The sequence below is a fragment of the Cupriavidus sp. 8B genome (genome assembly GCF_054589115.1).
The window spans coordinates 1-10769 of the sequence record NZ_BAAILO010000318.1 but is presented as its reverse complement, the minus strand read 5'-3'; the positions used below and the strand labels follow the sequence as shown (position 1 = coordinate 10769).

Genomic DNA, 10769 nt, shown 5'->3' with positions numbered 1-10769 from the left:
TGGCCCCCGGCCCGCACGGGGGCCACGGCGGGCCGGCTTATTCAGGACAAAGCTGGAAACAATTGCGCATCGGCGCCGCACGCCCGTGCGAGGGGAAAGGCACGGCCGGCCCGGCTTAGCGGGCGGCGGACTGGGACTGCTGCAGGAACTCGGTGAACTTGTCGGGGGACATGGGCCTGCCATACAGGTAGCCCTGCACCTCGTGGCAGCCGTTCTCGGAAAGGAAATCCCGCTGCTCGACGGTTTCCACGCCCTCGGCCACCACGCCGATGCCCAGGCTGCCACCGACGTTTACCATGGCGCGCACGATGGCGGCGTCGACCGGGTTCTGCGTGACATTGCGGATAAACGACTGGTCGATCTTGATGCGGTCCACCGGGAAGGACTTGAGGAAGCTGAGCGAGGCGTAGCCGGTGCCGAAATCGTCGCAGGTCAGGGTCACGCCGTCGCGGCGCAGGGTCTGCAACTGCCCGGAAAACTCGTCGCCCTGCTGCAAGGCGATGGTCTCGGTGATCTCCAGCTCCAGCCGCTCCGGCGCCAATGCCAGCTCGCGCAGCACATGACGGACTTCGGTCAGCAACCGGCTCTCGCTGAGCTGCGCGGCAAACAGGTTGATGGCCACCCGCGGCGCATCGGCAAACCCGAGCGACCACATGCGCGCCTGGGCGCAAGCGGTGTGCAGCAGCCAGACGCCGACGTCCGCCGCCACGCTACTGGCGGCCAGCGCATCGATGAAGCTGGCCGGCGTCAGCAGACCCTGGGTGGGATGGCGCCAGCGCATCAGCGCCTCGGCGCCAACCACCCGGCCATCGCGCAGGTCGATCTGGGGCTGGTACAGCAGCTCGAACTGGCGCTGCGCGTAAGCGTCCCGCAGCGCTTGCACCAGCGACAGGCGGGTCGTCACGTCGGTGCGCATCTGCGGCTTGAAGAAGCGGATGGTGCGGCCGCCGTCGCGCTTGGCCCGGCCGAGAGCCAGGCTGGCCGAGGCCAGGGCATCGGAGGCATTGTCGCCGCCGGCCGGCATCACGCAGGCGCCCAGGCTGGCCAGCACGTGATGGCGCCGGTTGCCGTACTCGTGGGGCTCGGTCTGCAGCGAAAGGATGGCGGCGCTGACGTGGCGCACCAGGGTGGGATCGGCAATGGAAGGCAGCAAGACGGCGAACTCGTCGCCGCCGACCCGCCCCAGGACGGCGTCGCGCGGCGAGGCGTCGCGCAGGCGGCGGGCTACCCGGCGCAGGATCTCATCGCCCTCGGCATGGCCATGCATGTCGTTGAACGCGCGGAAATCGTCGATGCCGAGCAGCAATAGCGCGCAGCGCGGGGAAGCCTCCGTACGCAGGCGGCCTTCCAGCGTGTTCAAGAATGCCTGGCGCGACGCTACGCCCGTCAGCGGATCAATGTCCGCATTCGGCGGGGCGCCGGCCTTCGCCTCTGACCTGGCCACCATGCCTGCCCTGTTTGTGATTATCGACATCGGTCCGATCTGTCTATTTGGCAAGTGTGACTAAAACCAGGAAAAAATCAAGCCAAGTTAAACGATATGTTGCGGCAACATGTTGCAACGCGGTGAATCCCATAACCCCGCGCGGGCGCCATTGAAATGGCCGGGGCCTTACAGTACCCTACGCCGCTATAAACTGGCCGCTCACGCCCGGCCCGCGCCCACGCGCCAATGCCGCCGCGCCCGGCCGGCGATGGAGGGCCTTCCGACAAGAATAAGCAACGGGAAACCGCACCTTGACTCACTGGACCATCCGCACGCGCATCCTGGCAAGTTTTGGCCTCATCCTGGCGGTCATTTTACTCACGGCGGTGGTCGCCTATGACCGCCAGTCGGCCATCCAGACCCATGCGGATGCGCTGCGCGACGATGCGCTCCCGGGACTCTACTACAGCACCGCGATGCGCGGCGCCTGGGGCGAGACCTATGTGCTGGCCTGGCAGAGCGCGACCGCGGCCAATGACGCCGAGCGCCGGCAATACGCCGAGGCCAACAAGGCCTTGCACAAGCGGCTGGACGGCCTGGAGGCAAAGTACGCCGAATCGATCCGGCGCACCGACGATCGCGAGCGCTTCGAGAAATACCGGGAGCTGCGCCGGCACTATGACGAGCTTTCGGCGTCGCTGTTCGCGGCGACCGGCCCGGAGGCCGCCGCCGCCGAGGCCAAGCTGCGCGGACCAGTCCACGCAGCCTGGACCGAAGGCCGCGCGGCCGTGCAAACGCTGTTGGAAGATAACAACAAAGTGGCCGAGGAAGGCGCCAGCAGCATCAACAAGGCGGTGCAAACGGCCAAGATCAGCATCGAGGTCTCCCTGATCGCCGCCCTCCTGGAGTCGCTGGTGGCCGGCTACCTGCTGTTCCGCTCCATTACGGTGCCGATGCGCTCGATCGTCAAGCAGCTCGCCAACATGCGCGGCGGCGATTTTCGACAGCACCTGGCGCTGAACCGCAAGGATGAGTTCCTGGAAGTCGAGCAGGGCTTCAACCAGATGACCGGCGACCTCACCGCGCTGGTCGGGCAGGCCCAGCGCTCGGCCATCCAGGTCACCACCTCGGTCAACGAGATCGCCGCCACCGCGCGCCAGCAGCAGGCCACCGCCACCGAGACAGCGGCCACCACCACCGAGATCGGCGCCACCTCGCGCGAGATCTCCGCCACCTCTCGAGACCTGGTCCGGACCATGACCGAAGTCTCAGGCGCCGCCGAGCAGACCGCCGGCCTGGCCGGCACCGGCCAGGCAAGCTTGTCGCGCATGGAGGCCACCATGCACCATGTGATGGAGGCCGCCGGCTCGGTCAATGCCAAGCTGGCCACCCTGAACGAAAAGGCGGGCAATATCAACCAGGTGGTCACCACCATCGCCAAGGTCGCGGACCAGACCAACCTGCTGTCGCTGAACGCGGCCATCGAAGCCGAGAAGGCTGGCGAGTATGGGCGCGGCTTCTCGGTGGTCGCAACGGAGATCCGCCGCCTGGCGGACCAGACCGCGGTTGCCACCTACGACATCGAGCAGATGGTGCGCGAGATCCAGTCCGCGGTGGCGGCGGGCGTGATGGGCATGGACAAGTTCTCCGAGGAAGTGCGGCGCGGCATGTCGGAGGTGACCCAGGTGGGCGACCAGCTCTCCCAGATCATCGGCCAGGTGCAGTCGCTGGCGCCGCGCGTGCAGATGGTCAACGAGGGCATGCAAGCCCAGGCCGGCGGCGCGGAACAGATCAACCAGGCCCTGATGCAGTTGTCCGAGGCAGCCCAGCAGACGGTGGAATCCCTGCGCCAGTCCAGCCAGGCGATCGACGAGCTGACGCTGGTCGCCAACGACCTGCGCACCGGCGTGTCACGCTTCAAGGTTTGAGCTCGCCGGGCACTCACGCCACCCCATGAAACTCTTCCTGCTCTTTCGCATCGGGGCCGACCACTACGCGCTGGACGCGAACGAGATCGTCGAAGTGCTGCCGCTGACCACGCTCAAGGACCTGCCCGAGGCGCCGGCCTGGGTCAGTGGACTGCTGGCGCGGGATGGCCAGGTGGTGCCGGTCATCGACGTCAATGCGCTGGCCATCGGCACGCCGGTCGCCCGCCGGACCAGCACACGCACCGTATTAGTGCATTACCGCCGGCACGCGGCGGCGCCCGCGCGCCTGCTCGGGCTGCGGCTGGAGTACGCCACCGAAACCCTGCGCTGCGAGCCCGCCGAATTTGTCGACAGCGGCGTGGACAGCGCCCCGGCACGCTACCTGGGGCCCGTGCGCAGCGGCGGCCAGGGGCTGGTGCAGTGGATCAAGGTCGATGCCCTGCTGCCCGAAGACGTGCACGCAAAGCTCTTCCCCGAACTGCCGGCGGCTGAAGCCGCCGCGCCAGGGCCATGACCACCGCCGCCCATATCGAAGCGCTGCTCAAGGAGCGCATCGGCCTGGATGCCGCCACCGTCGGCCCCGGCATGATCGAGCGCGCGTTGCGCGAGCGCCTGGTAGCGGCCGCGGTGCCCGACCATCACGCCTACTGGAACCTGTTGCACTCGCACCCGGACGAGTTGCAGTCGCTGATCGAAGCCGTGGTGGTCCCCGAGACCTGGTTCTTCCGCCATCGCGAGGCGCTGCTGGCGCTCGGCCGCTTTGCCGCCATGCGGGTCTTCGGCAACGAGCCCGCGCACGACGACGCCGGGCCATTGCGCATCCTCAGCGTGCCTTGCTCGACCGGCGAAGAGCCCTATTCGATCGTCATGGCGCTGCTGGACGCCGGTGTGCCGGAGCACCGCTTCCAGGTCGATGCCGTGGACGTCAGCGCCCGCGCGCTGGAACGCGCGCGCATCGGGCAATACGGCAACAACTCCTTCCGGGGCGCCCCACTGGATTTCCGCGACCGGAATTTCACCGACTGCACGGGTGGCTACGCCCTCAAGGCCAGCGTGCGCGGCAAGGTGCGGCTGCTGCGCGGCAACCTGCTCGATCCGGGGCTGATGGCCAATGAGCCGCCCTACCATTTTGTGTTCTGCCGCAACCTCCTGATCTATTTCGATCCGCCGACCCAGCACCGTTCGCTGAAGATGCTGGAACGGCTGAGCCGACCGGATGCCACGCTCTTTGTCGGCCCGGCCGAGGCCAGCCTGCTGACGCGGCACGGCTTTGTCTCGGCGGGCGTGCCGCTCGCCTTTGCCTTTACCCGGCGCAGCGCGCACCAGGCGGGCAGCGCCAATCCGGCAATGCCGCTCTACCCGACGCACCTGAGCGCTGCGGCCCGGGCCGCCCCACGTCCGTGGCCGCAGCGGCTCCCGAGGCCGCTGGCCGCACGCGGCGAAGCGCGCTCCGCCGGCGTGCTGGCGCCCTTGGCACCGGCACCCGGCACCCCCAAGCCCGACAAGGCGGCCGAGCGGGCCAAGGCCAGCGCCGACGCGCTGTCCAGGATCTCCCGGCTCGCCGATCGCGGCGAACTGGCCGCCGCGGTAGCAGCCTGCATGGCGCACCTGGATGCGCAGGGCCCGTCGGCCTCAGCCTACTGCCTGCTGGGTGTGCTCTACGACGCCACCGGCCGCCTCGCCGACGCGCGCGAGTCCTATCGCCGCGCGCTTTACCTCGACCCGGCTCACCAGGAGGCGCTCTACCATATGGCCGCCATCCTGGAGGCGCAAGGCGACGGCGCGGCCGCGGCCCGCCTGAGAAACCGCGCACAACGCAAGACCCCGATCCGTCATGGCTGAGCCCGCATCGCATCCCCTGGCCGCGCATGGCCTGCCGCCCGCCATGGGCACTGTCACGGTCGCCGTCGACGATTGCTGGCGCCGCATCGGTGTGCTGGGCGATGGCAGCTGTCCGCTGCTGGCCGAGCACATCCATTGCCGCAACTGCCCAACCTATTCGCGCGCGGCGCTCACGCTGCTCGACAATCTGCCCACCGGCGAAGCCAGCTTGCCGGACGGTCACGCTGTCCATGCCAATGCCGCCGCGCGCGGGCCCGTCATGTCTTGCCTGGTGTTCCGCATCGGCGACGAATGGCTGGCGCTGCCCGCGGGCGCGCTGGCGCTGGTCACCGCGCCCTGCCCCGTGCACTCGCTGCCGCACCGCCGCCACGCCGCGGTACTGGGCCTGGCCAGCGTGCGCGGCAACCTGCTGGTATGCATCTCGCTGGCACGGCTGCTCGGGCAGGACCCAGCCGCCGGCGCCGCGTCCAACGCCGCCGCCAATGCCAAAGGCAGCGCCGGGCACGGCGCCCGCCTGCTGGTGCTGGGCCAGGGCCGCACCGCCATCGCGCTGCCTGTGGATGAAGTCACCGGCATCGAGCGGATCGCCGAAGCCGACCTGCAGCCTTTGCCGACCACCCTGTCGCGCGCCTCGGCGCATTACACCCGGGCGCTGCTGAAAAGCGACGCACGCACGGTGGGCTTGCTCGACCCGGGCCTGCTGCAACAAGCCTTGAAGCGGAGCCTGGCATGAACCCCGACCAGTTGCGCGACGCCTCGCTGCTCGAGCTGTTCGCGCTAGAGGCGCAATCGCAGGCCGAAGTCCTCAATGCCGGCCTGCTGGCGCTGGAGCGCGACCCCGCCGCGGCGGAGCAGCTCGAGGCGTGCATGCGCGCCGCCCATTCGCTCAAGGGCGCCGCGCGCATCGTCGGCCTGGATGGCGGCGTGCGCGTGGCCCATGTGATGGAAGACTGCCTGGTGGCAGCCCAGCGCGGCGCGCTACTGCTGCGGCCCGTGCATATCGACACCCTGCTGCATGGCACCGACCTGCTGCTGCGGCTGGGCTGCCCGCCCGGCGGCGACCTGGACTGGGCCGACCAGGCCGGCAAGGCCGAGGTCGATGCGCTGGTGCTTCGCATGGGCGCGCTGCTAGCCGGCGAGGAGGTGGACTCCGACGCCTGGACCCCGGGACATGCTCCAGCGGCGGCAACGCCAGCCAACGCGTCCGGGTCCGCAGCGACTGAAGCCATCCGCCCGGCGCCACCCGGCAGCCCCGTGGCCGAACCGATCCCTGCCAACCCCGCGCACGGCGCCGATGCAGCCACGGCACCTGCCACGTTCGCGCCGGGCGAAGCCCCCCGCGCGCCGGAAGCCCAGGAGCGCATGCTGCGCGTCAGCGCCGATACGCTCGACCAGTTGCTGGCGCTGTCGGGCGCGGCGATGGTGGAGACGCACTGGCTCAAGCCCTTCGGCAACGCCCTGCAGCAAACCCGGCGCGTACAAATGCGCGCGCTGCAGGCACTCGACACACTGCAGGTAGCGCTCGCGGCCAGCGCGGCCGACCCCGCCGCCCATGCCGCGCTGGGAGAAGCGCAGCGCCTGCTGGGCGAGAGCCACCAGCAGCTGTCGCAACGGGTCACGGAGCTGGAGCAGTACGACCACCGCACCGGCCAGCTATCGCACCAGCTCTATGACCGGGCGCTGGCCAGCCGCATGCGCCCCCTCGCCGACGGCCTCACCGGCTACACGCGCATGGTGCGCGACCTGGGACGCTCGCTGGGCAAGGCAGTGCACCTTGAACTGGTCGGCGAGAGCACCAAGGTCGACCGCGACATCCTGGAGCAGCTTGAAGCGCCGCTGGCGCACCTGCTGCGCAATGCGGTGGACCACGGCATCGAGATGCCGCAGGCGCGCCGTGCCGCCGGCAAGCCGGTCGAAGGCCGCATCACGCTGAACGCGCGCCACAACGCCGGCCGGCTGATGATCGTGATTGCCGACGACGGCGCCGGCGTGGACCTCGACGCCCTGCGCGCCGCCATCGTGCGGCGCAAGCTGGTGCCCGAGGAAACCGTCGCCAGGCTGTCGCAGGCCGAGCTGCTCGACTTCCTGCTGCTGCCCGGCTTCAGCATGCGCGAAACCGTCAGCGAAGTGTCCGGGCGCGGCGTCGGGCTCGACGCCGTGCAGGACATGATCCGCCAGGTGCGCGGCAGCATCCGGCTGACGCAGGAAAGCGGGCGCGGCATGCAGTTCCACCTGGAGTTGCCGCTTACCTTGTCGGTGGTGCGCGCCTTGCTGGTGGAGGTATCCGGCGAGGCCTATGCCTTCCCGCTGGCCTACGTCATGCGGGCCATCCACCTGGAGCGCGGCAACATCGAGCAGCTGGAAAACCGCCAGCACTTCCGCTTTGGCGAGCGCCAGGTCGGGCTGGTGAGCGCGGCGCAGGTCCTGCAGCAAGCGGAGACCCGGCGCGACGAGGACACCGTGCCGGTGGTGGTGGTGGGCGATCACGAACGCACCTACGGCGTGGCGGTGGACCGTCTGCTGGGCGAGCGCATCCTGGTGGTGCAGCCCCTGGTGGCAAGCCTGGGCAAGATCAAGGACATCGCCGCCGGCAGCCTCACCGAGGATGGCACGCCGGTGCTCATCTTCGACGTGGAGGATATGGTCCGCTCGGTGGAAAAGCTGCTGTCGGGGGGCAAGATCGACCGCATCCGCCGCGGCGTGGAGGCAGCCCCGGTACGGCGCAAGCGGGTGCTGGTGGTGGACGATTCGCTCACGGTGCGCGAGCTGGAGCGCAAGCTGCTGTCCAACCGCGGCTATGACGTCACGGTGGCGGTGGACGGCATGGATGCCTGGAACGTGCTGCGCGCGGAATCCTTCGACCTGGTCATCACCGACATCGACATGCCGCGCATGGACGGCATCGAGCTGGTCAGCCGCATCAAGCGCGAGGCCCGCCTGATGCACCTGCCCGTGATGGTGGTCTCCTACAAGGACCGGGAGCAGGATCGCCAGCGCGGCCTGCAGGCCGGGGCGGACTATTATCTGGCCAAGGGCAGCTTCCAGGACGCCGCGTTGCTCGATGCGGTGCAAGACCTGATTGGAGAAGCACGCGCATGAAGATCGGCATCGTCAACGACTCCCACCTGGCCGTGGTCGCCCTGCGGCGCGTCATCGCCCTCGATCCCATGCTGGAGGTCGCATGGGTGGCCGAGGACGGCGAGAGCGCCGTGCGCATGGCCGCCGCGCGCACGCCCGACCTGATCCTGATGGACCTGCTGATGCCGGTGATGGACGGCGTCGAGGCAACACGCCGCATCATGGCCGCCACGCCGTGCGCCATCGTGGTGGTGACCATGGACCTTGGCCGCAACGCCAGCCAGGTCTTCGATGCCATGGGGCAAGGCGCCATCGACGCCGTGGATACGCCCACCTTGGCCCAGCCGGATTCGCAACTGGCAAGTGGTCCCCTGCTGCGCAAGATCCGCAATATCGGCCGCATGCTGGAGGGCCGCGCCGGACCCGCGCGCGCGGCCGCGCCGCAAAAGCGCAAGCCCAGCGCCGAGCGCCTTGTCGCGCTGGGCGCGTCGGCCGGCGGCCCGGCCGCGCTGGCCACCGTGCTGGGCAGCCTGCCGGCCGGGTTCGCCGCCGCCGTGGTCGCGGTCCAGCACGTGGACGAGGCGTTCGCGGCCGGCATGGCCGACTGGCTGGACGCGCAGTGCGCGCTGCACGTGCGCCTCGCCCGCGGGGGCGAGGGGCCGCAGCCGGGCACCGTGCTGCTGGCAGGCACCAACGACCACCTGCGCCTGGTCAGCGCCTCCCGCATGATCTATACCGAAGAGCCGAGCGATTACCTGTATCGGCCGTCGATCGATGTGTTCTTCGAGACCGTGGCGCAGCACTGGCGTGGTGACGCGGTGGGCGTGCTGCTCACCGGCATGGGCCGCGACGGCGCGCTGGGCCTCAAGGCCATGCGCGAGCGCGGCTATCTGACCATCGCCCAGGACCAGGCCAGCAGTGCCGTCTATGGGATGCCCAAGGCTGCCGCCGCCATCGGGGCCGCCAGCGAAATCCTGCCTTTGCAGCAGATCGCCGCCCGCGTCGTGCGGGCATGCAATGCCATCAACGACCAGGGATAGCACAGAGGCGCTAACAACATGAAACGACGCAAACCTGGCCGCGCGCGCCTACGCCGCCACGCCAGGATCATTTTGTTAGCGTCTCCAGGTCGGAGAGCACGAGGAAGAGAATGTCTATAGATACACACCCCAAAGCCACCCAGCGCCCGGGTGATTACCTGGCCATGGTGCTGCTGGTGGACGACCAGGCCATGGTAGGCGAAGCGGTACGGCGCGAGCTCGAACCCGAACAGGATATCGATTTTCACTATTGCGCGAAGCCTGACGAAGCCGTTGCCGTGGCCGAACGCACCCGTCCCACGGTCATCCTGCAGGACCTGGTGATGCCCGGCATCGACGGCCTGACGCTGGTGCGCCGCTACCGCGCCAACCCGGCGACGCGCGATATCCCCATCATCGTGCTCTCCACCAAGGAAGACCCGCTGATGAAGAGCGCGGCCTTCGCCGCCGGCGCGAACGATTACCTGGTGAAACTGCCCGACACCATCGAGCTGGTAGCGCGCATCCGCTATCACTCGCGCTCCTACCTCAACCTGCAGCAGCGCGACGAGGCCTACCGCGCGCTGCGCCAGAGCCAGCAGCAGTTGCTCGAGACCAACCTGGAGCTGCAGCGGCTGACCAACTCGGACGGGCTGACCGGGCTGTCCAACCGGCGTTATTTCGACGAATACCTCGGGGCCGAATGGAAACGCGCCAATCGCGAGCAAAGCCAGCTGGCGCTGCTGATGATCGACGTGGACGCGTTCAAGGCTTACAACGACACCTACGGCCACGTGGCCGGGGACGAGGTGCTGCGCCGCGTGGCCGGCGTGATCCGCGAGAACTGCGCGCGCCCGGCGGACCTGCCGGCGCGCTTCGGCGGCGAGGAGTTCGCCATGATCCTGCCCGCCACCTCGCCAGGGGGGGCGCGGCTGCTGGCAGAGAAGGTCAGGCGCGCGATCGAGTCCCTGCAGGTGCCGCATAGCGGGTCGCCGGTGGGGCAGCATGTGACTGTCAGCATTGGGGGGACGGCGATCGTGCCTGGGGCGGATGTGCCATTTAGCCGGATTGTGGAGATTGCTGATGCGGGGCTTTATCAGGCTAAGAGGAATGGGAGGAATCAGGTTGTTATGAGTTCTTGAGGCTTTGGGTTGGGGCTGCAACTGCAGCTGCAGCTGCAACTGCGACTGCAACTGCAACTGCAACTGCAACTGCAACTGCAACTGCAACTGCAACTGCAACTGCAACTGCAAAGTCAGCTTCAACTGCTTAACTTCAAGGTCAAAGGCAACTGCAGTTTCACCACCCCTGCGGGGCGGCGACCTACTTTTTTGTCTTGCCAAAAAAGTAGGCAAAAAAGGCGCGTCGGATGGGGCGACATGTAGTGGTCAAGTTTTTTCGGACAGGCTGATAGGTTGTTTTGCTGTTGGCTTGGCCTCATAAGCGGTAGGCGAGACATAGCCGAGGGTTGAGTGC

At 68.4% G+C, this 10769-nt stretch carries 9 protein-coding genes; 8 read left to right on the top strand and 1 reads right to left on the bottom strand.

Annotated features, from left to right (window positions below):
- Nucleotides 1-115: 115 nt before the first annotated feature.
- Nucleotides 116-1447 (bottom strand): putative bifunctional diguanylate cyclase/phosphodiesterase, encoded by a 1332-nt coding sequence (locus tag ACYP5B_RS32095; RefSeq protein WP_400102729.1) that lies wholly within the window; start codon nucleotides 1445-1447, stop codon nucleotides 116-118.
- A gap of 290 nt (nucleotides 1448-1737) precedes the next feature.
- On the opposite strand from ACYP5B_RS32095, the gene ACYP5B_RS32090 reads away from it, so the two are divergent.
- The 8 genes from ACYP5B_RS32090 to ACYP5B_RS32055 all read left to right on the top strand — a co-directional run bounded on the left by ACYP5B_RS32090 (nucleotide 1738) and on the right by ACYP5B_RS32055 (nucleotide 10678).
- A complete protein-coding gene (locus ACYP5B_RS32090) occupies nucleotides 1738-3354 on the top strand; it encodes a methyl-accepting chemotaxis protein (protein ID WP_459572333.1) in 1617 nt (538 codons plus the stop codon).
- Nucleotides 3355-3379: 25 nt separating this feature from the next.
- Nucleotides 3380-3868: a chemotaxis protein CheW gene (locus ACYP5B_RS32085; protein ID WP_459572332.1), complete on the top strand. Its 489-nt coding sequence runs from the start codon at nucleotides 3380-3382 to the stop codon at nucleotides 3866-3868.
- Nucleotides 3865-5196, top strand: a complete 1332-nt coding sequence (locus tag ACYP5B_RS32080) for a CheR family methyltransferase (protein WP_459572331.1) — start codon at nucleotides 3865-3867, stop codon at nucleotides 5194-5196. Before ACYP5B_RS32085 ends, ACYP5B_RS32080 begins: the two co-directional genes overlap by 4 nt.
- 43 nt (nucleotides 5197-5239) lie before the next feature.
- Nucleotides 5240-5929 carry a chemotaxis protein CheW gene (locus ACYP5B_RS32075; RefSeq protein ID WP_459572335.1) on the top strand — a complete coding sequence of 230 codons (690 nt, stop codon included), beginning with the start codon at nucleotides 5240-5242 and terminating at the stop codon, nucleotides 5927-5929.
- Complete coding sequence (locus tag ACYP5B_RS32070; RefSeq protein WP_400102726.1) at nucleotides 5926-8295, top strand: hybrid sensor histidine kinase/response regulator; 2370 nt, start codon at nucleotides 5926-5928, stop codon at nucleotides 8293-8295. Before ACYP5B_RS32075 ends, ACYP5B_RS32070 begins: the two co-directional genes overlap by 4 nt.
- Complete coding sequence (gene cheB / locus ACYP5B_RS32065; RefSeq protein ID WP_459572330.1) at nucleotides 8292-9314, top strand: chemotaxis-specific protein-glutamate methyltransferase CheB; 1023 nt, start codon at nucleotides 8292-8294, stop codon at nucleotides 9312-9314. The genes ACYP5B_RS32070 and cheB overlap by 4 nt, the downstream gene beginning before the upstream one ends.
- Nucleotides 9315-9424: 110 nt before the next feature.
- Nucleotides 9425-10435 carry a diguanylate cyclase gene (locus ACYP5B_RS32060; RefSeq protein ID WP_400102728.1) on the top strand — a complete coding sequence of 337 codons (1011 nt, stop codon included), beginning with the start codon at nucleotides 9425-9427 and terminating at the stop codon, nucleotides 10433-10435.
- A 9-nt stretch (nucleotides 10436-10444) separates the two neighbouring features.
- Complete coding sequence (locus tag ACYP5B_RS32055; protein ID WP_459572329.1) at nucleotides 10445-10678, top strand: hypothetical protein; 234 nt, start codon at nucleotides 10445-10447, stop codon at nucleotides 10676-10678.
- Nucleotides 10679-10769 lie beyond the last annotated feature (91 nt).